Below are 24,079 nucleotides of genomic sequence, written 5' to 3' on the forward strand. Positions count from 1 at the left end.
CAACTGTCCTATTTACCCACTACACGCGCAGACACCATGAAATTCGTAGACGAAGCCACCATTGAAGTGGTCGCCGGCAAAGGCGGCAATGGCGTGGCGAGCTTTCGCCGCGAAAAGTTCATCCCCAAAGGGGGCCCGGACGGCGGCGACGGCGGCCGCGGCGGCACCATCTATGCCGTTGCAGACCGCAATATCAACACGCTGATCGATTTCCGCTACGCACGCCTGCATCGCGCCAAGGGCGGCGAGAACGGCCGCGGCTCGGACCAATACGGCGCAGCGGCTCCGGACATCACCCTGCGCGTGCCCGTGGGCACCGTTATCCATGACGCCGAAACCGGCGAAGTCCTGTTCGACATGGACACCCATGACCAAAAAGTCGTGCTGGCTGCCGGTGGCCAGGGCGGCATGGGCAACATCCACTTCAAGTCCAGCTTGAACCGCGCCCCGCGCCAGTGGACGCCCGGCAAGGAAGGCGAACATCGCTACCTGCGCATGGAACTGAAGGTGCTGGCGGACGTGGGCCTGCTGGGCATGCCCAACGCCGGCAAGTCGACGCTGATCACGCGCATCTCGAACGCGAAGCCGAAGATCGCCGACTACCCGTTCACCACGCTGCACCCCAACCTGGGCGTGGTGCGTACGTCGCCGTCGCGCAGCTTCGTCGTGGCCGACATTCCCGGCCTGATCGAAGGCGCGTCCGAAGGCGCCGGCCTGGGCCACCTGTTTCTGCGCCACCTGGCGCGCACCCGCGTGCTGCTGCACCTGGTTGACGTGTCCACCCCTGACCCCGATGCAGATCCGGTCGAGCAAGCCGTGGTCGATGCGCGCGCCATCGTCGAAGAGCTGCGCCGCTACGACCCCGAACTGGCCGCCAAGCCGCGCTGGTTGGTGCTGAACAAGCTGGACATGGTGCCGGACCCCGAAGACACCAAGCGCCGCTTCCTGGAACTGTACGACTGGAAGGGCCCCGTGTTCGCCATTTCCGGCCTGACGGGCGAAGGCACGCAAGACCTGCTGTACGCGCTGCAAGACTACCTGGACGCCGAGCGCGAAAAGGAACACCTGTCGAGCGACCAGGCGGACGGCACCTATGTGGCGCCGGACCCCCGCTTTGACGACACGCGGTCCGACGCCGACAAGCCGGCCGCGCCGCGCGGCGGTGACGAATAAGCCATAATCGCAGTCCTTTCGATTACGTCTTTTTTCGCCGCAGCCGGCGCCTACCATGTCTGCTGAAACACCTGCCGTTTCCGTCGTCACCCACGCCCAGCGCCTGGTCGCCAAAGTTGGCTCGTCGCTGGTCACCAACGAAGGCCGCGGCCTGGACCGCGCCGCCGTCGCGCACTGGGCCTCGCAGATCGCTGCCTTGCACAAGCAGGGCAAGCAGATCGTGCTGGTCTCCAGTGGCGCCATCGCCGAAGGCATGGCGCGGCTGGGCTGGCGCAAGCGCCCTTCCGTCATGCACGAATTGCAAGCCGCCGCCGCCGTCGGCCAGATGGGCCTGTGCCAGGCCTACGAAGCGGCGTTCGCGGAGTACGGCCTGCGCACCGCGCAGATTTTGCTGACGCACGAAGACCTGGCCGATCGCCACCGCTACCTGAACGCCCGCAGCACGCTGTTCGCGCTGCTGCGCCTGGGCGTGGTGCCGATCGTGAACGAAAACGACACGGTCGTCACCGACGAAATCCGCCTGGGCGATAACGACACGCTGGGCGCGCTGGTCACCAATCTGATCGAAGCCGACACGCTGATCATCCTGACGGATCAGCGCGGTTTGTACGATTCCGATCCTCGCAAGAATCCCGACGCTACATTCATGTCGCACGCGCAAGCGGGCGACCCGGCGCTGGAAGCGATGGCCGGCGGCGCAGGCAGCGGCATCGGCACGGGCGGCATGCTGACCAAGGTGCTGGCCGCCAAGCGCGCGGCGCACAGCGGCGCGCACACCATCATTGCCTCAGGCCGCGAGCGCAACGTGCTGACGCGATTGGCACAGGGCGAATGCATCGGCAGCGAACTGCGCGCCGTGCTGCCCGTGTGGTCAGCCCGCAAGCAGTGGCTGGCCGACCACCTGCGCCTGCGTGGCCGCGTGGTGCTGGACGACGGCGCCGTGCAGGCCCTGATGCGCGAAGGCAAGAGCCTCTTGCCCATCGGCGTGACTGACGTGCAAGGCGAGTTCGGCCGTGGCGACGTGGTGGCCTGCGTGGACAGCCAGGGCATCGAATGCGCGCGCGGTCTCATCAACTATTCGTCTGTCGATACGCGACGCATCCTGCGCCAGCCTTCGTCGCAGATCGCTCGCATCCTGGGCAGCATGACCGAACCCGAGCTCATGCATCGGGATAACCTGGTCGTTCTCTAATCCTGCGGTTCTTGCGGCGGGCTGTGCTGCAGCAGGATATAGCCCCAACCGCGCACGGCCAACACCGGCAGTTCAATATCGAAGCGGCGCGCCTTGGTGCGCAGCCGCGACACCAGCACGTCAACGCTGCGTGCGCCCTCGCGAGGATTGCACGGAAAGAAGCGATCGCGCCGCAGGCACTGGCCGGGCGCCCTTAGCAAGCGGACAAAAAAGTCGCGTTCGGTCAGCGTCAATGGCAAGCGTTCGCCGGCCGGGCCTGACAGCACGCGTTGGTCCAAGCGCCATGCAGGGCCGTCGGTGGAAGGCGGCAAGAGCCGGCGCCGCACATTGCGCAGCAACGCGTCCCATTCCTCGGGCTCCATACGGGCCGAACTATAAAAGTCCACGCCCGCCTCCAGCGCCTCCACCCGTTCGCGCGCCGAGGCCACCGGCGACTGCCACACCACCGCCGCGTCCGGCGCCGCGCGGCGCAAGGCCGCGATCAGCTTGGGGACCTCGGCGCCCTGCCCACGCAACACCATCGCGTCGACATCGTCCGTGCGCAGCCGTTCGAAAAGCTCGTCCGGTGACGCGCACGCGCTGACCTGCCATTGAAAATCACGCAAAGCAGCGACAAAATGATTGCTCGTCATTTCATCAAGTTGCACGACGAACACGTTGCCCCGTTCATGCATGTGTCCTCGCCTCCAAAACTATCACCCAGGTAATGCTTATAACCACCAAAGTAAATCATGAGCAAGCTTCAATCGACTCGTGAAGACATTTTCAGACCGATTGAAGCAAGCCCGTCTTCTGCGTGGTCACACGCAGAAGACGCTCGCTCGTCTTGCGCGAATCTCGCAAAGTGCAATCGCCAGTTACGAAAACGGGCTCCGGCATTCCAGCCGGTCCGTCCGTAAGCTTGCGCAGATTCTGAAGATTGAGCCTGAGTGGTTGGAGACCGGTAAGGGTCCCATGGAACTACCCATGGAAGGCTATGACCTGTCAGATACGCTGCCCGCAGCGGGCGTCGCCGAGACCATGCCGCGCATGGCCCGACGGCCCCGTCCGCAAGCGCCCTGGCCGTTTCCCAACATTGCGCCGTCGCAATTCGACGGCCTGACACCCGATGATCGCGCCATGCTTGAAGCACTGACGCAAACCTTCATCGAGACCGCGCAAGCGCGTCGCACGGTCAAGCCGCGCGGCCGCAAAATCGGCTGATTCATCCCGTCCATCCGATGCGCGCGATAGCCGCGCCGTCGTTTGCGGGCAAAAAAAATATCCGCACCTTTCGGTGCGGATATTTTGATTCAAGCGCCTGCAAATAACCAACTTCTGCCGCTTTTGCGACCTCGGCTTATCCGCAGGAAGATCGGTGATCAGTGATCAGGGCTTGGGCGTAGGTGCGGGCGCGGCGCCGCCGGCAGCCGGAGCGGGCGGTGCATCACCACGGATCTTGGCGGCGATTTCGGACGCGGCTTGCGCCGAGGCGACACCAAAGGCCAACACGCCACGGTTCAGGGGTTCGGCGATGCTCGGGGCGGCGACCAGTTCCTGATCGATTACCAGCGCCAGGCGGTTGCCGACGTTCTTGGTGCTGACGTCGGTCAGCTTGCGCGCGCCGGCTTCAGAGAAGCGCAGGCCCACGAAGTTCTGGCCTTGACGGTCGACCAACGCGGCGGCGTCGGTGAGATCCGCGCGCGTCAGCACGGGCACTTCCTGCATGTAGAGCTTGCCGTCGGGCAGCGCGATTTCGCGCAGGCCGGGGCCGGGCTGTTGCTGCGCCAGGTAGAAGTCCACCGACGATGCGGTAGCCGGCACGCTCGACTGCTGGCCGGCTTCGGGCGTGGCCGCGGCGCCGGACGGTTTCGTCGGGGCGGTCTTGCAACCCGCCAGCGCCAACGTCACGACAACCAGGGCGGGCGCCAATTTGCGTAGGGTCAGTTGCATGCTCGATTCCTTCTTTTAAGTTAGCTATGCCCGGCGAGTCGATGGCAGGCCGGGCGTTGGTTGGAAAAAAGTGTACCGAACCTAAATGACGGTGTCGCCCCAGACTGAATCCAAATGTAAAGCAGTAATACCAGCTCTCGGAAGCAAGCGTTCTTTGAATGATTTCATGCGCACAAATCATCATATGCGCCGGGCCGCGTTGGCGCGATCTATACTTCGCTTTCGCGCAGGGGTACTCGTCCCGCCTTTTCAGGCGGCGCCGGGTTGAGAGAGTCCCTTCGTACCAGTACGGATAATGCCGATGCTGGGAGCCGTATTTCCGCCAGGCGTCGCTGCACGCCTGGCGGAAGTCCATTCCCGATCGGCTCCAACCACTTGCTTGGAGCTTTCCATGAACGCCAATCCCAAATTCCTGGCCGCTACCGCCGAAGTCGACGCGGCGGCCGTCGCACCGCTGCCCAGATCGCGCCGTGTGTATGAGACGGGCTCGCGCCCCGACATCCGCGTGCCGTTTCGCGAGATCGAGCAGGACGACACGCCGACCATGTTCGGCGGAGAAAAAAATCCGCCGCTGACCGTCTACGATTGCAGCGGCCCCTACACCGACCCCGATGCCAAGATCGATATCCGCCGCGGCCTGCCCGAGCTGCGCCGCGCCTGGATCGAAGAGCGCGCCGACACCGACGTGCTGTCCGGCCCGACCAGCGACTACGGTAAGGCGCGCCTGACCGACCCGAAGCTGACGGCGATGCGGTTCGACCTGCAACGCCCGCCGCGACGCGCCAAGGCGGGCGCCAACGTATCGCAGATGCACTATGCGCGGCGCGGCATCATCACGCCGGAAATGGAATTCGTGGCGATCCGCGAAAGCCTGCGCCGCGAGCACTACCTGCAAACGTTGCGCGACAGCGGTCCCGATGGCGAAAAGATGGTCAAGCGCCTGCTGCGCCAGCACCCGGGGCAATCGTTCGGCGCCGCCATCCCCGCCGCCATCACGCCGGAATTCGTGCGTGACGAAATCGCGCGCGGGCGCGCCATCATCCCGGCCAACATCAACCACCCCGAAGTCGAGCCCATGGCTATCGGCCGCAACTTCCTGGTGAAGATCAACGCCAACATCGGCAATTCAGCCGTCAGCTCGGGCATCGGCGAAGAAGTTGAGAAGATGACGTGGGCGATACGCTGGGGCGGCGACACGGTGATGGATCTGTCCACCGGCAAGCACATCCACGAAACGCGCGAATGGATCATCCGCAATTCGCCGGTGCCCATCGGCACCGTGCCGATCTACCAGGCGCTGGAAAAGGTGGATGGCAAGGCCGAGGACCTGACGTGGGAGATCTTTCGCGACACGCTTATCGAACAGGCCGAGCAAGGCGTGGACTACTTCACCATTCACGCGGGCGTGCGGCTGCCGTTCATTCCGATGACGGCGGATCGTATGACGGGCATCGTGTCGCGCGGTGGCTCGATCATGGCCAAGTGGTGTCTGGCGCATCACAAGGAAAGCTTCCTGTACGAGCGCTTTGAAGACATCTGCGAGATCATGAAGGCGTATGACGTGAGCTTCTCGCTGGGCGACGGGCTGCGTCCGGGCTCGGGCTACGACGCCAATGACGAAGCGCAATTCGCGGAATTGAAGACCTTGGGCGAATTGACGCGGGTGGCGTGGAAGCACGACGTGCAGGTGATGATCGAGGGGCCGGGCCACGTGCCGATGCACCTGATCAAGGAAAACATGGACCTGCAACTTGAGCACTGCCATGAAGCTCCCTTCTACACGCTGGGGCCGCTGACCACCGATATTGCGCCGGGCTACGATCACATCACGTCGGGCATCGGGGCCGCGCTGATTGGTTGGTACGGCACGGCGATGCTCTGCTATGTGACGCCGAAAGAGCACTTGGGCCTGCCCAACAAGAAAGACGTGAAGGACGGCATCATCACGTACAAGATCGCGGCGCATGCGGCGGACCTGGCCAAGGGCCATCCGGGCGCGGCGATCCGCGACAACGCGCTGTCAAAGGCGCGCTTTGAATTCCGCTGGGACGATCAGTTCAACCTGGGGCTGGACCCGGACACCGCCAAGGAATTCCACGACGAAACGCTGCCGAAGGACTCCATGAAGGTGGCGCACTTTTGCTCGATGTGCGGCCCGCATTTTTGCAGCATGAAGATCACGCAGGACGTGCGCGACTATGCCGCGGCGCAAGGCGTCAGCGAGAAGGACGCCTTGCAGAAAGGCATGCAGGAAAAGTCGGTGGAGTTCGTGAAGAAGGGTGCCGAGGTCTATCACCGGCAATAAGCGCGGACTGTGGTGCTGACTGCGGCGCGGCCTGCTACCTGATGTGGGAGCAGGCCGCGCGCGCGAAAGCCGCCGGGATCAATGCAATGGCGGTTTGCCTTACAGCAATTTGCCCGGGTTCATGATCCCGGCCGGGTCCATGACTTTTTTGATCTCGCGCATCAGGCGCAGCTCGACCGGGTCTTTGCTGTGCAGGAAGTGGTCGCGCTTGAGTTGGCCGATGCCGTGTTCGGCCGAGATGCTGCCGCCGTAGCGGTTGACCTCGTCCAGCACCGCGTCGGTAATCGCGGCGCCATTCACGGCCACCCAGTCACGCGCCGCGCCGGCGGGGCGGGACAGGTTGTAGTGCAGGTTGCCGTCGCCGAAGTGGCCGAAGATGAACGGGCGAATATCCGGGAATAGCGCGCGCACGCGGGCCTCGGCGGACACCATGAATTCGGGAATGCGTTCGATGGGCAGCGACACGTCGTGCTTCAAGTGCGGACCATCGGCACGCTGCGCTTCGGAGATTTCTTCGCGCAGCTTCCACAGGGTCTGCAATTGCGCCATCGATGCCGACACGGCGGCATCCAGGCACAAGCCGCGTTCCAACGCCGTACCGATCACGTTTTCCAGCAAGGCCGTCAGCCCGGCTTCGTCGGCGGTGTCGGCAAGCTCGATCAGCACGTACGCCGGGTAGCGCTGATCAAACGGCTCTTGCACGCCTTCGGCATGCGTCAGCACCAGGTCCAGGCAGTCGCCAGAGAAATATTCGAACGCCTGCAAGCGCGCGCCGCACTGCTCGAACAGAATCTCGAACAGTTGCAGCGCCTGCGCGGGCGACTCGACCGCCGTCAGCACCACGGAACGCACGTCGGTACGCGGAAACAGCCGCAACGCCACCGCCGTGATCACGCCCAGCGTGCCTTCGGACCCGATCAGCAACTGCTTCAGGTCGTAGCCCGTGTTGTCCTTGCGCAGCGTGCGCAGGCCATTGAAGATTTCGCCGGTGGGCAGCACGGCTTCCAGGCCCAGCACCAGCTCGCGCGCCATGCCGTAGCGCACCACGTTCACGCCACCGGCATTGGTGGCGACGTTGCCGCCGATCTGGCTGGAATCTTCCGCCGCCAGGCTTAGCGGCAACAGGCGGCCGGCGTCTTGCGCGGCGCGGCGCAGGTTGCCCAGGATGGCGCCCGCTTCGGCCACCAGGGTGTTCGCGACGGTGTCGATGGAACGCACGGCGTTCATGCGGTCCAGGCTTAACACGACGTTCCTGGCGCTGCCGTCAGGCGTGGCGCCCCCGCACAGGCCGGTGTTGCCGCCACGCGGCACAACCGGCACGCCTTCCTGCTGGCACAGGGCCAGGCAGGCGGCCACTTCAGCCGTGTTGCGCGGGCGCACGACGGCTTGGGCGTGGCCGTTGTACAGGCCGCGCCAATCGGACAACCAGGGCGCGATGTCCGCTTCGGCAGTGAACACGGTGTCGCGGCCCAGGGCTTGGACCAGGCGTTGCGGAAAGTCGGATGCGGTCATGATGTCGGCGTGGCTGCGGGAAAAAGTTGATCGAGTTGCAGGCGGGTGGCCGCCTGCTGCAAATGACGGACGGCGGCTTGCCGGGCACGGTCGGGGTTGCGCGCGCGGATGGCTTCGAATACGGCGACGTGTTCCTGGTGCACGGCAGCGGTCAAACCGTCGTGCAAGCGGCTGTTGGACCGCGCGGTGCTGACGGCCAGGCGCAGCTGTCGGTTCAGGTACTGCAACAGGTCCTGATAGCTGCGGTTGTGCGTGGCGGCGGCAATGGCAACGTGAAAAGAGATGTCGTGTTCAACGCCCTGCTCGGGGTGCTCAAGATGCGCTTCAAGCGAGGCCAGCGCCTGGGCCATGGCGGTCAGGTCGGCGGCGTTGCGCCGCATGGCGGCCAGCGCTGCCGCGCCCCCTTCCAGTTCCATGCGCAATTCATAGACGTTGGCCAACTGCTCGCGGTTGACCGCGATGCCGCTGGATACCTGAAACCCCTGCCCGCCGGTGCGCGACACCACGGTGCTGCCCGACCCTTGGCGGCTTTGAATCAGGCCCTGAGCGCGCAGCCGTTCGGTAACTTCGCGGATGACGGCGGCACTGACGCCGTATTGGTCCGCCAGCACGCGGCCGGGCGGCAGCTTGGCGCCAACCGGATGCACGCCGTCGGCGATATCCGTGGCGATCTGCTGGGCGACTTGTTCAGTCAGGGTGAGGCTTTTGGTGAGCATCGGCGGATTATAGACAACTTTTCAGGTTATCTGATAACTTTCAGTCCAGGAATGGATAGGGGCGCGCGATGTCGGTACTGCCGGTACTGCCGGCGCTGCTGAGGCTCTTACCTGCTCTCAGGCCGCCGCCGTCGCGCTGTCGCCGCCGGCCACAGTGGCTTCGTCCACCCGGGCCGCCCCGCCGTCGACTTCGCAGCAGCGGCCGCCCCTGGCCTTGGCGCGGTACAGCGCGGCATCGGCGGAATCCAGCGCCGCCTGCGGGTTGCGGTTGCCGGCCGAGATGATCGAGATGCCGATCGACATCCCCACAATCACCCGCGTACCGTCCGCCAACGCGATGGGCTGCAAGGCGTCCAGCAGCAGATGCTCGCCCAGCCGCAGCGCCGCCGTGGCGTCGATGCCGGTGACCAGCACGATAAATTCATCCCCGCCGATGCGAGCCGCCACGTCGTCCACCCGCAGCATGGCTCGCATGCGCCGGGCGATCGTGGTCAACACCAGGTCACCCGCCGCATGCCCGTAGGTGTCGTTGATGCGCTTGAAATCATCCATGTCCATATAGAGCAGCGCCGCGTCGCTGTCGTGCCCGCGCGCACTGGCGCAAACGCGCTCCAGGGCCACTTGCAGGCCGGTGCGGTTGGCCAGCCCGGTCAGCGCGTCTTCATTGGCGCGGCGTTCGCTGGCGCGTTCGGCCAGCATGGTAGAGACCAGGATACGGTTGAGCCGATGTGACGCGATGGTCATGCTGACCAGGTAGAACGGAATCTGGATAAAGACGATGGCCGTAACGATTTCGCCCGTAAACAAGGCGCCCAGGCACATGGGGCCCAGGCTCAGGAAGATCATGGCGGCCACCAGCCGAGGCGCGCCATAGTTGCGAAAGCAGATGCCGCCCGCCATCGCGCCGCAGGATATGCCCGCCAGCGTTGCGGCCAGCCAGTCGCCATTGATGAAGGTGATGAAGACGCCGTACCCCACGCTGAACGCCCACAGCAGCGCCAACAGAATGTAGAGGTCGGTATGGGTGTTGCCGCCCTTGGGCGCGGCGCGCAAGGCCGCGCGCAGGATCGTGACGCGCACGATGGCCAGCACCACTTCCAGCAGCAGCCAGGATATGTATAGCGGTTCGGGCCGCCGCCAGGTCACCACGCCCGAAATCATCAAGGTGTTGATGACGCCGCCGGCAAAGATGGGCAGCGTGCCGAACAGGCTGGCGATCAGCGCGGCACGGATGTCCGCGGGCGTATCCGGCCCGGAATGGGTAAGCCAGCGCGTCAGGCGCCACTGGGGCAAGCTGAACTTCAGTCCTGTTTCCACGCCGTCACGTCCACATTGCCGCCTTTGATTTCGGTAGGCTGGCTGGCGTTATAGCAGGTATTTCAGGCCTTTAATATTGTCCGCAAGGGCAATAAGGGCACGCCGGACCCTGGGATTCGCGTTGCGAAAAAGCCCGTTTCAGCGCCCCCGATGGCCGCAAACGGCGCATTCCGGGTCCCGCTGTACGTTGACGCTGCGCCATTGCATGGTGCGCACATCCAGCCAGAGCAGCCGGCCCGACAGGCTTTCGCCTACGCCGGACAGCAGCTTCAGGGCTTCGGCCGCCTGCATGCTGCCGATAATGCCCACCACCGGGGCAAACACGCCCATCGTGGCGCAGTTGGCTTCCTCGACGTCGTCGGCTTCCGGGAACAGGCAGTGGTAGCACGGCGCGTTGTCGTCGCGCAGGTCGTACACGCTGACCTGCCCGTCAAAGCGGATGGCGGCGCCCGACACCAGCGGCTTGCGATGCTGCACGCAGGCGCGGTTGATGGCGTGGCGGGTGGTGAAGTTGTCGGTGCAGTCCAGCACCAGGTCCGCCGCGGCAACGGCATCGGACAGCGCATCGCCTTGCAAGCGTTCCACGCGGGCATGGACTCGCGCCTGCGGGTTGAAGGCGGCCAGCATGTCGCGCCCCGACTCGGCCTTGTGACGGCCAACGCTGGAGGTGGTGTGGAGAATCTGGCGTTGCAGATTGCTGAGCTCGACAGTGTCGTCGTCAGCAAGGGTGATGTCGCCTACGCCGGCAGTTGCCAGGTAGAGCGCGGCGGGTGAACCGAGTCCACCCGCCCCTACGATGAGCACACGCGCCGCCAGCAGTTTTTCCTGCCCTTCGATACCCAGCTCGTCGAGCAGGATGTGGCGGGCGTAGCGCAGCAGTTGCTCGTCGTTCATTTGTCCTTGCTGGGCTCGACTCCGGTCGGCGTGATCTTCATGCGCGTGGGAGTGCCGCCACCGGCCTTGGCATCCGCCTTGGCCTGGGCGCGCGCCGAACCCTTCTGTACCGGCTTGCCGGCCAGCACATTCAGCGCTTGTTGCAGTTGGAAGTCGTCCTTGCCGCCAAATTCGAACACCTTGGTCGGCACGTCCACGTTGTCTTGCGCCGAGTTGGACTTCACCTCGTTGGCGGTCTCGGGGTTGGACAGGTGGCGTTGCAGGTCGGCTTCGCGCGGCAGGCGGAACAGGTCACCGTCGGCCGTGTCGGCAACAACGAAGTCCGGTTCAATACCCGTGGCCTGGATCGAACGACCGCTGGGCGTGAAGTAGCGCGAGGTCGTCAACTTGACGGCGGTGGATTCGGACAGCGGCAGGATCACCTGCACCGAGCCCTTGCCGAACGTGCGGTTGCCCAGCACCTTGGCGCGCTTGTGATCTTGCAGCGCACCGGCCACGATTTCGGAAGCCGAAGCCGAACCGACGTTGACCAGCACCACCATCGGAACCGTCTTGGTCCAGGCCGGCAAGCCGGACAGGTAGTTGCTTTCACCACGAGCGTATTCCGACGGCGTGGCCAGATACTTGTGGCGGGCGTCAGGCGTACGGCCATCGGTGGACACCACCAGGGCATCCGGCGGCAGGAACGCGCCCGACACGCCGATGGCGCTGGTCAACAAGCCGCCCGGATCGTTGCGCAGGTCCAGCACCAAGCCCTTGGGCGCTTCTTTCGCGCCCAGGTCCTTCAGTTGCTTGGCCAGGTCGGAGCCGGTCTTTTCCTGGAATTGGGCAACGCGGACGTAGCCGATGCCGTTATCCAGCATCTTGCTGCGCACGCTGCGAACCTTGATGACGTCGCGAACGATCTTCAGCACGATGGGCTGAGGACGGTCGGCGCGCATGATGGTCAGAGTGATGGGCGACTTGGGCGCGCCACGCATGAGCTTGACCGCATCGTTCAGGGTCATGCCCTTGGTGGGCGTGTCGTCGATCTTGATGATGAGGTCACCGGCCATGACGCCGGCGCGCGCGGCGGGCGTATCTTCGATGGGCGAGATGACCTTGACGAAGCCGTCTTCCGCGCCAACTTCGATACCCAGGCCGCCGAACTCGCCTTGGGTCGCCGTCTGCATTTCACGGAACGCGTCGGCATCCAGATAGGCCGAATGCGGGTCAAGGTTCGAGACCATGCCCGAGATCGCGTTGTCGATCAGGGTTTTGTCGTCGACCGCTTCGACATAGTTGTTCTTGATGGCCGCGAAAACATTGCTCAGTTGCCTGAGCTCGTCCAAGGGCAAAGGGCTGCCGCGCTGGGCGACTGCCGTCACCCCTACGCTAAGCAATACGCCAGCCACCGCACCGATGGCAATCAGACCGAAACCGCGAAACTTGCGAGTGCCCATGCACACTTCCCGAATTTTGTTTTCGCCGATGGGGGTTTGGTAATTTACCAACGACTTGTACCTACCAACCTATTGGGCCAGCCACTGGGCCGGGTCCACAGGAGCGCCACGATGGCGAATTTCAAAGTATAGGCCGGATTCCACTTGGCCGCCGGTTGCCCCTACCGTAGCAATAGTATCGCCACCTGTCACCGAATCCCCCACCCGTTTGAGCAGACTTTGGTTGTAAGCATAGACCGTCAGGTATTGCTGCCCGTGATCCACGATGATGAGGTTGCCAAAACCACGCAGCCATTCGGCGTAGACCACCGTGCCGGGGGCCACGACTTTGACGGGCGTGCCCTCGGGCGCGCGCAGCACCACGCCGCGCCAGACGCCGCCATCGGGGCGGTCAACCCCGAAGCGGCCCTGCACCTGGCCACGCACCGGCATGGTCAGGCCATGCTTCAGGCCGTTGCCGCCGCCCACGGGCGGGGCAGCACGGGTCTGCTGCGCCGATGCGCTGCGGGTTGGAGTGGTCTCGGCCTCGGCGGGTTCCGCCTTTTTTGGAGGATCTTCCGATTTGGCGGGCGCCTGGGCCGGCGCTTGGGTCGGCGCCTGGGCCGGATCGGTCAGGCGCGTGTGTTTTTGTTCAGCAGGACGTAATCCGGCGGCATCCGGATCGGCGACGGCGACCGGGCCACGGCTTTGGCGCGACGCCGCTTCGACCTGCTCGCGCGCCTGGGCGGCGTCGCGGGCATCGCGGCTATCGCGATCGCGGCGGGCGGCGATTTCGGCAGCCCGCTTGCTATCGGCCTCGGCTTTCTTGCGGGCCTCGTCGGCGCGGCGCTCGGCTTCGGCGCGTTTGCGGGATTCTTCAGCGGCGCGGCGCGCCTCTTCAATGCGGCGGGCCTCTTCGGCTTTCTTGCGCGCCTCTTCGGCCTTGCGGGCTTCTTCGATCTGCTTGGCAATCGCCGCGTCCAGATCGGTGATCAGGCGCGACAGGCGCTGGTCATCACGCCCCAGCTTGTTGGCTTCGGCGCGCTGGGCGGCGATCTGCCCTTCCAGTTGCGCCAACAGCGTGGCGCGTTCTTTCTGCTGCCCGACCAATGCAGCCTTCTGCTCGGAGGTTTCGGCCACGACTTTTTCAATCTCGGCACGGCGGGCGTCGGCGCGCGTTTGCAGCGCGGCCAGACGGTCGATGTCGGCCCGCAGTGCCTTGACGGCATTGGCTCGCGCCTGCGACACGTAGTCCAGGTAGCCCAGATTGCGGCCCAGCACCTGGGGATCGTCGCCGGACAGCAGCGCTGTCCAGGGCGATAGCCCGCTGGTGTATTGGGTGCGAAGCTGATCGGCCAGTTCGGTACGACGCTTGGCCAGCACCGTTTCCTGCACGCCGATCTGCTTTTCGAGGCTGGTCAGGTCCGTCTGCGCCTGGCGCCCGGCATCGGCCAGTTCGCGCAGGCGCAGATTGATCTTCGAGATGGCCGATTCCGACTGCTTGAGCGCGTCGGCGGCTTCCTTGCGGGCGGCTTCGCGCCCGTCGATCTCTTTTTGCAGATTCTCGATACGGTCGCGCAGCGCCGCCTGCTGACGTTCGGCGTCAGACTGGCGGCCGGCAAGGTCGTTGGGCGCGGCGCGAGCCGATAGCGCCCCACCGGTCAACATGACCGCCAACAACAACCCTGCCGTGCGACGCATAGAGATATCAGTCCTTCTTAGCCTTGCCTTGAGCGGCAACCGCAGCCATGGCCGCCTCGATCTCGGCGGCATCGCCCAGATAATAGTGGCGGATCGGGCGCAGGTCATCATCCAATTCGTAGACCAGCGGCTGGCCAGTGGGGATGTTCAGGTTGACGATGTCGTCATCGGACACGTTGTCCAGATGCTTGATCAGCGCGCGCAGGCTGTTGCCGTGGGCGGCGATCAGCACGTTGCGACCGGCGCGGATGGCCGGGGCGATGGAATCGTTCCAGAACGGCAGCACCCGGTTCACGGTGTCTTTCAGGCACTCGGTGGCGGGCAGCTGATCGGCCGGGATCTTGGCGTAGCGGCTGTCAAAACGCGGGTGGCGTTCGTCGTCCAGCGACAACGGTTCCGGGGCGATGGCGTACGCGCGGCGCCAGATCAGGACCTGTTCGTCGCCGTACTTGGCGGCGGTTTCAGCCTTGTTCAGGCCTTGCAGCGCGCCGTAGTGGCGTTCATTCAGGCGCCAGTTCACACCCACCGGGGTGTACATCGCGTCCATGGCGTCCAGCGCGATCCACAAGGTGCGGATGGCGCGCTTGAGCACCGACGAGTACGCCAGGTCGAACGTGTAGCCTTCTTTCTTGAGCAGTTCGCCGGCTCGGCGAGCCTGTTCGCGGCCGGTTTCGGTCAGGTCGACGTCGGTCCAGCCGGTGAAGCGGTTTTCCAGATTCCACTGGCTTTCGCCGTGGCGCATCAGAACAAGTTTATGCATGGTTTGGCACGCTTTCCGCGCGGGTTAAAGTTAAAGGATGGTTAAAGAATGCGCTCATTTTATAATTGAGTGATTTTGCCCTTGATTTTGCCCCGGCGCACTCGTCCAATTCCCTGGCGCGGCGCCCGCGGGTTGGCCGAGGGTTCGCCCATATCCGGCTAGCTGCCGCACTTCAGGATGACCCGTGGATCTTTTGCAATTCTTGCTCGATAAAAACAACGTCTTCATCGTCGGCGTCGCCGTGATCTCCGGCGTGATGCTGGCGATTCCTGCCCTGCGCAAGGGCCGCAGCGGCTCGGCCGTCAGCACTGGCGAGGCCATCCAGATGGTGAACCAGCGCAACGCCGTCTGGGTGGACGTGCGTCCCGTCGAACAATTCCAGGCCGGCCACATCGCCCAGGCACGAAATGTGCCGGCAGCCGACATCGAACAGAAAGCCGCCTCGCTGCCCAAGAACAAGCCGCTGGTCGTGGTTTGTGACAATGGCCGCGATTCGGCCCGCGTGGCCGCCAAGCTGCGCGCACAAGGCTTTGCCGACGCGGTGCCGCTCGATGGCGGCATGCGCGCCTGGTCGGCCGCCAGCCTGCCGGTCACCCAAAAGGGCTGAACCGGGGCTGTCCCATCATCAATCTTGAATCTATCGAGGAGCGCCTATGAATAAAGTCGTCATGTACAGCAAGGACTACTGTCCCTATTGCTCACGCGCGAAGGCCCTGCTCGAGCAGCGTGGCGTGACCGACCTGGAAATCATCCAGATCGACCGCGATCCGTCACAGCGCGATGTCATGATCGAACGTACCGGCCGACGCACCGTGCCGCAAATCTTCATCGGCGATACTCATGTCGGCGGTTGCGACGACCTGATGGCCCTGGACCGCTCGGGTGGCCTTGCCCCCCTGCTGAACGGCTAATCGCCTCTACTTTTGCCCCCTCCACCAACGGAATCACTCATGGCTGATCAAGACCAAAACACCCAGCAAGAAGGCGGCAACGACGCGCCCTCGTTCAACCTGCAACGCGTCTACCTGAAAGACCTTTCGCTGGAAATGCCGAACGCGCCTCACGTCTTCCTGGAGCAAGAAGCGCCCCAGGTTGAAGTCAGCATCACCGTGGGCGGCCAGCGTCTGGCCGACACCGTGTTCGAAACCACGGTCACCGTCACCGTCACCACCCGCATCAACGACAAGGTCGTGTACCTGGTCGAAGGCACGCAAGCCGGCATCTTCGAAGCGGCCAACATCCCCGAAGAACAGCTGGATCCGCTGCTGGGCATTGTTTGCCCGACGATGCTGTACCCGTACCTGCGCGCCAACATCGCCGACGCGATCACGCGCACCTCGATGCCGCCGCTGCACCTGACCGAAGTGAACTTCCAAGCGCTGTACGAACAGCGCCTGGCCGAGTTGCAACAGCAGCAGCAAGGCGCCGCCAACGGCAACGGCAATGGCAGCGATTCGGGCATCATCCTGCCCGCCAGCGCCACCCGCCAGTAAGCGCGTCCGCCCCGATGAACCATCCCGCTCTGCCGCGCTTGCGCGTTGCCGTCCTGGGTGCGGGAAGTTGGGGCACCGCGCTGGCGGCGGCCGCCAGCCGCCGCCACCCCACCGTCCTTTGGGCGCGCGACGCCGCGCAGGCCGCCGACATGGCCGCCTCGCACGAAAATGCGCGCTACCTGCCGGGCATCACCCTGCCCCCATCCCTGAATTTTTCGTCCGATCTGGACGCCACGCTGCGCAGCCTGCAAGCGGACGACGCGCGTGCGCTGATCGTGCTGGGCGTGCCCGTGGCCGGCCTGGCCGCGACCTGTAGCGAACTGGCCCGCCGCCTGCCGGTGCTGGGCCTGCAAGACACCCCTATCGTCTGGACGTGCAAGGGCTTTGAAGCCGACACGGCCAGGCTGCCCCACGAGATCGTGCGCGAGGCCTTGCCCGGCGCAATCGGCGGCGCCTTGTCCGGCCCCTCGTTTGCGCGCGAAGTGGCCCAGGGCCTGCCCGTGGCGCTGACCGTGGCCAGCACCCATACCGCCTTGCGCGATGCCACCACCGCCGCCTTGCACGGCGCGGCGCTGCGCGTCTACGCCAGCTCGGACCTGGTCGGCGTGGAAGTCGGCGGCGCCCTGAAGAACGTGATCGCGGTGGCCTGCGGCATCGGCGACGGCCTGGCGCTGGGCACCAACGCACGCGCCGCGCTGATCACGCGCGGCCTGGCGGAAATGACGCGCTTTGGCGTCGCGCTGGGTGCGCGCGGCGAAACGTTTGCCGGGCTGACCGGCCTGGGCGACCTGGTCCTGACCGCCACCGGCGAACTATCCCGCAACCGCCGCGTGGGCCTGGAAATCGGCGCCGGACGCAAGCTGGCCGACATCCTGGCCAGCGGCATCACGGCCGAAGGCGTGCGTTGCGCCCGCGCCGCGCGTGACCGCGCCCGCGCCATCAATGTCGAACTGCCCATCACCGAAGCCGTCTGCGCCGTGTTGTTTGACGGCGTCGCCCCCATGACCGCCGTGTCGGCCTTGCTGGCGCGCGACCCGCGCGATGAAAGCGCTGACGAAATTGCGAACGTCAGCGCGAACGCCAGCGGCCCGCTGGACGAATCCCTGGGCGGCCATCTTTGATTTCTTCCTGACAACAAAAAATCTGCCCATCCCGAGGAGACATCCTTCATGACGCAAACCCGACAATTCCGGGTCGGCCCGCTTCTGCGCGGCCTGTGCCTCAGCCTGGCCGCCGTGTTGCCGGCCGCCGCCCACGCCGACTGGCCGGATCACCCCATCCACATGGTGGTGCCGTTTCCGCCGGGCTCGTCCCCGGACATCCTGGCGCGGACGATTTCCGAGCCGCTGTCGCAGGCGCTGGGCCAGCCCATCGTGATCGACAACAAGCCGGGCGCCGGCGGCAACATCGGCACGCGCGTGGTTTCGCAGGCCAAGCCTGACGGCTACACGCTGCTCTACACGATCAACGGCCCGCTGGTCACCGCGCCCACGCTGTACAAGAAAACGCTGGGCTACGACCCGGTCAAGGACCTGGCGCCAGTCAGCCTGGTGGGCACCAGCCCCAACGTGCTGGTCGTGCCGGGCAGCCTGAAGGTCGATAACGTCCAGGACTTCGTCAAGCTGGTCAAGGGACGCGGCAATTCGCTGAACTACGGGTCGGTGGGGCCGGGAAGTTCGGCGCATCTGGCCATGGAGATGTTCAAGGAAAGCGCGGGCGTGGACCTGGCGCACATCCCCTATTCCGGGTTCCCGCAGGTTATTACCGCCATCATCGGGGGCGACGTGCAGGCCGGCTTCATGGTGCCCGCCATCGCGGTGCCGCAGGCGCGCGACGGCAAGGTCAAGCTGTTGGCGGTGACCAGCCTGCAACCCAGCGAAGCGCTGCCGGGCGTGCCGACGATGGCCTCGCAAGGCTATCCCGACTTCGAAGCCATTTCGTGGAACGCGGTGCTGGTTCCGGCGGGCACGCCCACGCCCATCATCGAACGGCTGAACAGCGAACTGGCGCGCGTCATCAACAGCGACGCCGTGCGCAAGCAGCTGGCGTTGCAGTACTTCACCCCGGCCCCGTCCACGCCCGAGGCGCTGACCCTGCGCATCAAGAACGAAAAAGCGCGTTGGGACCAGGTGATTGAAAAGCTGAAGCTGTCGCTGGATTGAAGCCTGGACCGGCGGGCCCGGCCCCGACCTTACGGGGCCTGCCGCCGCCGGCTTATGAACCGCCTTCGAAGCCCTGCTGACGCCAGGCTTCGAACACCGTCACCGCGACGGCGTTGGACAGGTTCAAGCTGCGCTGGCCGGCACGCATGGGCAGCCGCAGGCGCTGCTGCGGCGGGAACATCGCCTGATGTTCGTCCGACAGCCCGGCCGTCTCGCGGCCGAAGACAAACACATCGCCCGGCTTGAACGCCACGTCGGCCACGCTGCGCTGGGCGTGCGTGGTCAGCGCGTAGATGCAAGACGTGTCCGCGCCGGTGTCATCCAGCGCATCCTGCAAAGTGTCGTGCACCCGCACGGGCTGCCACTCGTGATAGTCCAGCCCGGCGCGCCGCATGCGGGCGTCATCCAGTTCGAATCCCAGCGGGCGCACCAGGTGCAATTGGGCGCCCGTATTGGCGCACAGCCGGATGGCGTTGCCGGTGTTGGGGGGAATCTCGGGGCAGACGAGGATGACGTGGAACATGGCGGTAGGAAGCTGAGGCTAAGACGGCTGGCGGCGCCAGAGTGGCCGCGTGGCGGAATTGTCGCCGATTTGGGCGGGGCAAGCTGCCGTCGGTGATCAGGGCGTGCGGGCGGCCACCAGCACCGTCACACCGGCCGCGCCCGCCGCGATCAAGGCGGTGGCGGCGGCTTGCACGGTGCTGCCTGTGGTCATCACGTCATCCACCAAGGCCACATGGCGGCCGCGCACCACCGGGGTAGCGCCGAACAGGCCCGCCACCACGCGGCGCCTGGCGCGGCGCCCCAAGCCCGTCTGCCGGGGTGTCTCGCGCAGCCGCCGTAGCGCCTGGCGCGCCAGCGGCACATCCAGCTGCGTGGCCAGGCTGCGCGCGATCTCAGCTGCGGGATTCATGCCGCGCAGGCGTAACGATGCGCGGCTGGCCGGCACCGGCGCCAGCAACACGCCTTGCGGCAAACCGCCGTCGCGCCGGATAGCGTCGGCCAGCAAACACGCAAGCACCGGCGCCATGCTCAGCCGCAGCTGGGTCTTCAGCATGCGGATCAGCGCATCGGCGGGCGGCGTGTAGTCAAAGGCCGCAACGGTCCGCCCGTAGGCGCGCGGCGCGCCCAGGCAAGCGGGACATGCCGACGCCGCAACAGGCAGCCGCAATGCACAGCGCGGACAACGCGGCCGGGCGCCCGGCGGCGGGGCGGTGATATCGGCCGCACAGCCGCTGCACAGGCGCGCGCCCGTCACACGGGTGCCGCACAGCGGGCAGTCGCAGCCCACGCGGGACCAGAGACGCCGCCCCAAGGCCAGTAGGGGCAATCGAAGGCAGCGGCCGGGATGCGCAATAATGGATGCCATCCCTTATGTAATCATGTTCCGCCCCGTGGCCAAGACGCGGGCGCGACCGAAATGTCTCTTCCAGAATCCGCACCGCTACCCTCTCTTCCTATCGTCAGCACCGACGTGCCCAAGCAATTCGCCCGTCGTGGCGACTTGTCCGACGCGCAATTTCTCTACGGTGAAGTCGCGCGCCGCATGTTGGGGCGCTTGCAGTACATCCGGGTACAGCCTCAGGCGATGCTGGATGCAGGCTGCGGCGCGGGCGACAACCTGCCGCTGCTGCGCGAACGCTACCCGGACGCGGCTTATACCGGCCTGGACAACTGCGAACCGCTGCTGGAATTGGCCAGAAAGCGCCATGCACCGGCCGGCCTGGGCGCCTGGATCGGCAAGCTGGCGCGGCGCGGGCCGGCCGCCCCCGCGTTCGTCAACGCCGATCTTGCCGAAACGGGCTTGCCTCCGGAATCGCTGGAGCTGGTGTGGTCGAACCTGGCCATGCACTGGCACCGCGCGCCACACGCCGTCCTGGCCGAGTGGCGCCGCATCTTGAAGGTGGGCGGGCTGGCGATGTTTTCCTGTCTGGGGCCGGCCACCTTGCGCGAGTTGCGGCAAGCACTGACCGACGCGGGCTTATCCACTGCCACGCCTTCCTTTGTGGACATGCATGACTTTGGCGACCTGCTGGTGGAAAACGGCTTTGCCGACCCGGTCATGGACCAGGAAATCCTGACGCTGACCTACCGCAGCCCCGAAAAACTCCTGGCCGATGTGCGCGCGCTGGGCGGCAACCCGGCAGAGGGACGTCGCGGCGGACTGGTCGGCCGCGACTGGCGCGACCGCCTGTGCGCCGCGCTGGAACGGCAGCGCAACGCGGACGGCTTGATCACGCTGAGTATCGAAGTGGCCTACGGCCACGCCTGGCGCGCCGCCGCGCACCGCACGGTAGCCGGAGAAACCCGGCTCTCGGTCAGCGCCATTGGCGGCCGGCAACGCGGCAACTCCTGAAGCGACGGGGCCGGCAGGGGCGGCACGCACCCGCGCGCGTCGCCCTCCTGCCATTGCGCTATCAGTGCAAGCGTTCCGGCAACGGCACGCTGACGCCCGGTTCCGATGCGGACAAGGGCTGCATCGGCTCGGAATTTGCCCGGATGCGACGGCGCAGCACCGCCGTGGGTTCAGCCGGCGCCGCAGCGGGCGCATCACCGCGCCAGGCGTGCGTCATGGCGTCCACCATGAGCGGCAGGTCGCGCAGGCGATGGAACTGGCTACGCAGCCAGCGCGCATCGTTGCCGCTGCGCATGGCATCGTCGCGCAGCGCGGCGATCATGTCGCCCGTGCCCAGCTCTTCCGCCACCGGCATCAGGCGTTGGAACAGCGCACGAAGGTGATCCATCAGGCGCAGACGCTGGCCGTCCGGCGTCACGTAGCTACCTTGCAGGCCAAAGCGGCAAGCCTGGAAATGGTTGCTGCGGTAGGACAGCCAGGCGTTGTCGCTAGGGTCGTCCTCGCGCATCAGCAGCACGGCCAGGGCCTGCGCGAACGCGGCGATCTGGCAAGCGCGCTCAACGGTCAACGGCGTGTCGCAGACGCGGATTTCAACCGTGCCGAATTCCGGCTTGGGGCGGATGTCCCAATACAGGTCCTTGATGCTTTCGGCCAGACCATAGGCGCGCAACTGCGCCAGATGGGCCTCGAACTGATACCAGTCCTTGACCTCGGGCGGCATGTGGCCGGCAAGCGGAAAGCTGTTGACGGCGTTCAAGCGCGAGCAGGAGAACAGCGTGTCCACCCCCTCGCAGTAAGGCGATGAGGCCGACAATGCGATGAAGTGCGGCACGTAGGGCGACAGCCGGCGCAGCAACTTGATGGAGTCGTCGCCGCTTTGAACGCCCAGATGGATGTGCTGGCCGAACACCGTAAATTGACGCGCCAGGTAACCGTACATTTCGGCCAAATACTGGAAACGCGGGGTGTCGGAAATGGAACGCTCTTGCCAGCGCATGAAGGGGTGGGCGCCGCCGCCGGCGACGGACACACCGACCGCATCGGCCGCCTCGACCAGCGCATCGCGCATTTCGCGCATTTCGGCCAACAGGCCCATGGGGTGCTCGTGCACCGAAGAATTCAGTTCGATCATGGACCGCGTGATCTCGGGTTTAACGCGGTCGGCAATGGGGTGATTGGCCATTTGGGCCAGCAGCTCATCAGAGGCTGCGGTCAGGTCAAAACTGCGGGGGTCGATCAGTTGCAACTCTAGTTCGATGCCCAGGGTGTTGGGGGCCGACGAAATGAACGGGATCGGTTCCATTCCGGACTCCTTTGAATGTTTGTATGAGGGGGTGCGCCGTTCGACCTTGAAGCCCGGAGACGTCCCGGGGGGCACTAGACGGCAGCTTGTGAAATGGATGATAGCCGCAGGTTTGTGGCAAAACGATTGAAAATCGTGACATTTGTGTGCAACATCGCGACGCACCTCGTTTTTCCCTCTGAAGATAAGTGAGCAAGCGCTTACAACTCAGGAACGGCGCGGGTCCCCGGCCGATCGGGCGCGCATCGGCAGGAAATATGCGGTTTTCGAGATGGGGTGGGATAACCCTGAAGCGGGTTATCCCTGATCAAAAACGGGGTCCGGCGACCCTTATTTGCGCCAGAAGATGGGCGTGAACAGCACCAGCACCGTCAGCAATTCCAGGCGCCCGATCAGCATGGCGAAGGTGCATACCCAGATCTGGAAATCAGACAGCACCGCAAAACTGCCCATGGGGCCAACCGGGCCCAGGCCGGGCCCCGTATTGTTGATGCTGGCAAAAATGGCCGAGAACGCGGTGATGGGGTCCAGCCCCGACAGCAACAGCAGGCTGGTGAACACGGCGATGGACAGCCCGTAAAACAGCATGAAAGCCAGCACGGACGACATAGTGCGGGTTTCGACGGCCCGGTCGTTGATGCGCACCGGGCTGACGGCATGCGGGTGCAGCATCGTCACCAGCTCGTTGCGCGCCTGCTTGACCAGCAGGATCGCGCGAATCATCTTGATGCCGCCCCCGGTGGACCCGGCCGACGTGGCAAACCCCGACAGCAGCAACATGGTCAGCGGCGCGAACAGGGGCCACTGGGCAAAATCCGTGTTGGCATAGCCGGTGGTGGTGGCCATGGAAATGGTGTTGAACATGCCGTAGCGCAACGCTTCCAGCGGCTCGGCGTAGACGCCTTTGATGTACAGGAACACCGAAATCACCAGGCCCGCGCCCAGCACGACGGCCAGGTACGGAATGGCTTGCGGGCATTGCAGGTACGCGTTTGCGCTGCGCTGACGGAAGGCATTGAAGTGCGTGGCGAAGTTGATGCCGGCAATCAACATGAAGACCATGGCCACCATCTCGACCGCCACGGAGTCAAAGTGCGCGAAGCCGTCGTCCCAGGTGGAGAACCCGCCCAGGCCCATCGTGGTGGCCATGTGGCACCAGGCTTCGAACCAGGACAGCCCCACCGCGCGGTACGCCAGGAAACACAGGATCGAAAACACGAAATACACCGCGTACAGCGCCTTGGCGGTGCTGGCGATGCGCGGTGTCAGCCGTTCGTCTTTCATGGGCCCCGGGGTTTCGGCCCGCACGACCTGATGGCCGCCCACCCCCAACAGCGGCAAAATCGCCACGGCCAACACCAGGATGCCCATGCCGCCGATCCAGATCAGCGTGGCCCGCCACAGGTTGATGGATGGCGGCAAGGTGTCCAGGTGGGTCAGCACCGTGGCGCCGGTGGTCGTCAGGCCGGACATGGCCTCGAAATAGGCGCCGGTAAACGACAGCGGCAAGCCGGCCCGGTGAAAGTAGAGCATCAACGGGATCGAGGCCAGTAACGGCAGGCCGGCCCACACGGCCGACACCAGCACGAAGCCGTCGCGGGCGCGCAGTTCGCAGCGGCTGCGCCGGGTCAACGCGGCAAGCGTCCCCCCGATGCCCATCGAAATCAGGAAGCCATGCAGGAACGCATCGCGCGCGGCATCGCCGCCCACATAGGCGATCAGCAATGGAATCAGCATGGTGAGCGCGAACATCACCATGGTCAGACCCAATATGTACAGGGTGCCCAGGACGCGTTTCATGACAGCCTACCCGGCGGCGCCCGGCCCACGGCGGAGCTTGAA

At 65.2% G+C, this 24,079-nt stretch carries 23 protein-coding genes; 10 read left to right on the top strand and 13 right to left on the bottom strand.

Translation table 11 applies throughout. The features are described from left to right. The first annotated feature begins 36 nt into the window (after window positions 1–36). A complete protein-coding gene (obgE, locus tag YH64_RS05560) occupies window positions 37–1,173 on the top strand; it encodes a GTPase ObgE (protein WP_046803172.1) in 1,137 nt (378 codons plus the stop codon). 55 nt (window positions 1,174–1,228) lie between these two features. After that, window positions 1,229–2,365 carry a glutamate 5-kinase gene (gene proB, locus YH64_RS05565; RefSeq protein ID WP_046803171.1) on the top strand — a complete coding sequence of 379 codons (1,137 nt, stop codon included), beginning with the start codon at window positions 1,229–1,231 and terminating at the stop codon, window positions 2,363–2,365. Here the strand turns inward: proB and YH64_RS05570 are convergent. Continuing rightward, a complete protein-coding gene (locus tag YH64_RS05570) occupies window positions 2,362–3,039 on the bottom strand; it encodes a transcriptional regulator (protein WP_046803170.1) in 678 nt (225 codons plus the stop codon). The genes proB and YH64_RS05570 overlap by 4 nt on opposite strands. Before the next feature lie 79 nt (window positions 3,040–3,118). Between YH64_RS05570 and YH64_RS05575 the strand changes: the two genes are divergently transcribed. After that, a complete protein-coding gene (locus YH64_RS05575; protein ID WP_162941286.1) occupies window positions 3,119–3,568 on the top strand; it encodes a helix-turn-helix domain-containing protein in 450 nt (149 codons plus the stop codon). Window positions 3,569–3,733: 165 nt separating this feature from the next. Here YH64_RS05575 and YH64_RS05580 read toward each other — a convergent pair whose 3' ends face one another. After that, a complete protein-coding gene (locus YH64_RS05580) occupies window positions 3,734–4,297 on the bottom strand; it encodes a hypothetical protein (protein WP_046803168.1) in 564 nt (187 codons plus the stop codon). 391 nt (window positions 4,298–4,688) lie between these two features. Between YH64_RS05580 and thiC the strand changes: the two genes are divergently transcribed. Further along, complete coding sequence (thiC, locus tag YH64_RS05585; protein WP_046803167.1) at window positions 4,689–6,602, top strand: phosphomethylpyrimidine synthase ThiC; 1,914 nt, start codon at window positions 4,689–4,691, stop codon at window positions 6,600–6,602. A gap of 99 nt (window positions 6,603–6,701) precedes the next feature. Here the strand turns inward: thiC and YH64_RS05590 are convergent, their stop codons facing one another. The 7 genes from YH64_RS05590 to gpmA all read right to left on the bottom strand — a co-directional run bounded on the left by YH64_RS05590 (window position 6,702) and on the right by gpmA (window position 14,923). After that, window positions 6,702–8,114: an FAD-binding oxidoreductase gene (locus YH64_RS05590; protein WP_046803166.1), complete on the bottom strand. Its 1,413-nt coding sequence runs from the start codon at window positions 8,112–8,114 to the stop codon at window positions 6,702–6,704. After that, the gene (locus tag YH64_RS05595) at window positions 8,111–8,830 is read right to left on the bottom strand and encodes a FadR/GntR family transcriptional regulator (RefSeq protein ID WP_120157178.1); all 720 of its coding nucleotides are present in this window, start codon (window positions 8,828–8,830) and stop codon (window positions 8,111–8,113) included. Before YH64_RS05595 ends, YH64_RS05590 begins: the two co-directional genes overlap by 4 nt. A gap of 117 nt (window positions 8,831–8,947) precedes the next feature. After that, window positions 8,948–10,147, bottom strand: a complete 1,200-nt coding sequence (locus YH64_RS05600) for a diguanylate cyclase (RefSeq protein ID WP_046803164.1) — start codon at window positions 10,145–10,147, stop codon at window positions 8,948–8,950. A gap of 138 nt (window positions 10,148–10,285) precedes the next feature. Then, window positions 10,286–11,041 (bottom strand): molybdopterin-synthase adenylyltransferase MoeB, encoded by a 756-nt coding sequence (locus tag YH64_RS05605; protein ID WP_046803163.1) that lies wholly within the window; start codon window positions 11,039–11,041, stop codon window positions 10,286–10,288. Beyond that, window positions 11,038–12,483, bottom strand: coding sequence for a S41 family peptidase (locus YH64_RS05610; protein ID WP_046803162.1), 1,446 nt, complete (start codon window positions 12,481–12,483; stop codon window positions 11,038–11,040). The genes YH64_RS05605 and YH64_RS05610 overlap by 4 nt, the downstream gene beginning before the upstream one ends. 69 nt (window positions 12,484–12,552) lie before the next feature. Next, window positions 12,553–14,163, bottom strand: a complete 1,611-nt coding sequence (locus YH64_RS05615) for a murein hydrolase activator EnvC (protein ID WP_143215259.1) — start codon at window positions 14,161–14,163, stop codon at window positions 12,553–12,555. Window positions 14,164–14,170: 7 nt separating this feature from the next. Then, window positions 14,171–14,923, bottom strand: a complete 753-nt coding sequence (gene gpmA / locus YH64_RS05620; RefSeq protein ID WP_046803160.1) for a 2,3-diphosphoglycerate-dependent phosphoglycerate mutase — start codon at window positions 14,921–14,923, stop codon at window positions 14,171–14,173. Window positions 14,924–15,107: 184 nt separating this feature from the next. Here gpmA and YH64_RS05625 point away from each other — a divergent pair, with 184 nt between their 5' ends. From YH64_RS05625 to YH64_RS05645, 5 genes are read left to right on the top strand one after another with little or no spacing between them, the layout of a single operon-like run. Continuing rightward, on the top strand, window positions 15,108–15,530 hold the full coding sequence (locus YH64_RS05625; protein ID WP_046803159.1) for a rhodanese-like domain-containing protein: 423 nt from the start codon (window positions 15,108–15,110) through the stop codon (window positions 15,528–15,530). A gap of 46 nt (window positions 15,531–15,576) precedes the next feature. Continuing rightward, window positions 15,577–15,834, top strand: a complete 258-nt coding sequence (gene grxC, locus YH64_RS05630; protein ID WP_006216244.1) for a glutaredoxin 3 — start codon at window positions 15,577–15,579, stop codon at window positions 15,832–15,834. Window positions 15,835–15,873: 39 nt separating this feature from the next. Continuing rightward, complete coding sequence (gene secB, locus YH64_RS05635; RefSeq protein ID WP_006216245.1) at window positions 15,874–16,416, top strand: protein-export chaperone SecB; 543 nt, start codon at window positions 15,874–15,876, stop codon at window positions 16,414–16,416. 14 nt (window positions 16,417–16,430) lie between these two features. Continuing rightward, a complete protein-coding gene (locus YH64_RS05640) occupies window positions 16,431–17,537 on the top strand; it encodes an NAD(P)H-dependent glycerol-3-phosphate dehydrogenase (protein WP_046803158.1) in 1,107 nt (368 codons plus the stop codon). Between the two features lie 48 nt (window positions 17,538–17,585). Continuing rightward, window positions 17,586–18,578 (top strand): tripartite tricarboxylate transporter substrate binding protein, encoded by a 993-nt coding sequence (locus YH64_RS05645; protein WP_046803157.1) that lies wholly within the window; start codon window positions 17,586–17,588, stop codon window positions 18,576–18,578. Window positions 18,579–18,630: 52 nt separating this feature from the next. Here YH64_RS05645 and YH64_RS05650 read toward each other — a convergent pair whose 3' ends face one another. After that, window positions 18,631–19,101: a tRNA (cytidine(34)-2'-O)-methyltransferase gene (locus YH64_RS05650; protein WP_046803156.1), complete on the bottom strand. Its 471-nt coding sequence runs from the start codon at window positions 19,099–19,101 to the stop codon at window positions 18,631–18,633. A gap of 96 nt (window positions 19,102–19,197) precedes the next feature. Beyond that, a complete protein-coding gene (locus YH64_RS05655) occupies window positions 19,198–19,749 on the bottom strand; it encodes a ComF family protein (protein ID WP_370512724.1) in 552 nt (183 codons plus the stop codon). Window positions 19,750–19,998: 249 nt separating this feature from the next. On the opposite strand from YH64_RS05655, the gene YH64_RS05660 reads away from it, so the two are divergent. Next, the gene (locus YH64_RS05660) at window positions 19,999–20,934 is read left to right on the top strand and encodes a methyltransferase domain-containing protein (protein WP_046803155.1); all 936 of its coding nucleotides are present in this window, start codon (window positions 19,999–20,001) and stop codon (window positions 20,932–20,934) included. A 61-nt stretch (window positions 20,935–20,995) separates the two neighbouring features. Here YH64_RS05660 and YH64_RS05665 read toward each other — a convergent pair whose 3' ends face one another. Together YH64_RS05665 and YH64_RS05670 are read right to left on the bottom strand one after the other, a co-directional pair. Continuing rightward, window positions 20,996–22,237 carry a YbdK family carboxylate-amine ligase gene (locus YH64_RS05665; protein ID WP_046803154.1) on the bottom strand — a complete coding sequence of 414 codons (1,242 nt, stop codon included), beginning with the start codon at window positions 22,235–22,237 and terminating at the stop codon, window positions 20,996–20,998. A gap of 330 nt (window positions 22,238–22,567) precedes the next feature. Then, window positions 22,568–24,037 (bottom strand): TrkH family potassium uptake protein, encoded by a 1,470-nt coding sequence (locus YH64_RS05670; RefSeq protein ID WP_046803153.1) that lies wholly within the window; start codon window positions 24,035–24,037, stop codon window positions 22,568–22,570. Window positions 24,038–24,079: the final 42 nt, after the last annotated feature.

The sequence above is a fragment of the Achromobacter sp. LC458 genome (assembly GCF_001005835.2).
GTDB classification, from domain to species: domain Bacteria; phylum Pseudomonadota; class Gammaproteobacteria; order Burkholderiales; family Burkholderiaceae_B; genus Achromobacter; species Achromobacter spanius_B.

Bases quoted from the DNA above. Each gene is read 5' to 3' on its own strand.
- obgE (WP_046803172.1), top strand. From the start codon at position 37: ATGAAATTCGTAGACGAAGCCACCATTGAAGTGGTCGCCGGCAAAGGC.
- proB (WP_046803171.1), top strand. From the start codon at position 1,229: ATGTCTGCTGAAACACCTGCCGTTTCCGTCGTCACCCACGCCCAGCGC.
- YH64_RS05570 (WP_046803170.1), bottom strand. From the start codon at position 3,039: ATGCATGAACGGGGCAACGTGTTCGTCGTGCAACTTGATGAAATGACG.
- YH64_RS05580 (WP_046803168.1), bottom strand. From the start codon at position 4,297: ATGCAACTGACCCTACGCAAATTGGCGCCCGCCCTGGTTGTCGTGACG.
- thiC (WP_046803167.1), top strand. From the start codon at position 4,689: ATGAACGCCAATCCCAAATTCCTGGCCGCTACCGCCGAAGTCGACGCG.
- YH64_RS05590 (WP_046803166.1), bottom strand. From the start codon at position 8,114: ATGACCGCATCCGACTTTCCGCAACGCCTGGTCCAAGCCCTGGGCCGC.
- YH64_RS05595 (WP_120157178.1), bottom strand. From the start codon at position 8,830: ATGCTCACCAAAAGCCTCACCCTGACTGAACAAGTCGCCCAGCAGATC.
- YH64_RS05605 (WP_046803163.1), bottom strand. From the start codon at position 11,041: ATGAACGACGAGCAACTGCTGCGCTACGCCCGCCACATCCTGCTCGAC.
- YH64_RS05610 (WP_046803162.1), bottom strand. From the start codon at position 12,483: ATGGGCACTCGCAAGTTTCGCGGTTTCGGTCTGATTGCCATCGGTGCG.
- YH64_RS05615 (WP_143215259.1), bottom strand. From the start codon at position 14,163: ATGCGTCGCACGGCAGGGTTGTTGTTGGCGGTCATGTTGACCGGTGGG.
- gpmA (WP_046803160.1), bottom strand. From the start codon at position 14,923: ATGCATAAACTTGTTCTGATGCGCCACGGCGAAAGCCAGTGGAATCTG.
- grxC (WP_006216244.1), top strand. From the start codon at position 15,577: ATGAATAAAGTCGTCATGTACAGCAAGGACTACTGTCCCTATTGCTCA.
- secB (WP_006216245.1), top strand. From the start codon at position 15,874: ATGGCTGATCAAGACCAAAACACCCAGCAAGAAGGCGGCAACGACGCG.
- YH64_RS05640 (WP_046803158.1), top strand. From the start codon at position 16,431: ATGAACCATCCCGCTCTGCCGCGCTTGCGCGTTGCCGTCCTGGGTGCG.
- YH64_RS05645 (WP_046803157.1), top strand. From the start codon at position 17,586: ATGACGCAAACCCGACAATTCCGGGTCGGCCCGCTTCTGCGCGGCCTG.
- YH64_RS05650 (WP_046803156.1), bottom strand. From the start codon at position 19,101: ATGTTCCACGTCATCCTCGTCTGCCCCGAGATTCCCCCCAACACCGGC.
- YH64_RS05660 (WP_046803155.1), top strand. From the start codon at position 19,999: ATGTCTCTTCCAGAATCCGCACCGCTACCCTCTCTTCCTATCGTCAGC.
- YH64_RS05665 (WP_046803154.1), bottom strand. From the start codon at position 22,237: ATGGAACCGATCCCGTTCATTTCGTCGGCCCCCAACACCCTGGGCATC.
- YH64_RS05670 (WP_046803153.1), bottom strand. From the start codon at position 24,037: ATGAAACGCGTCCTGGGCACCCTGTACATATTGGGTCTGACCATGGTG.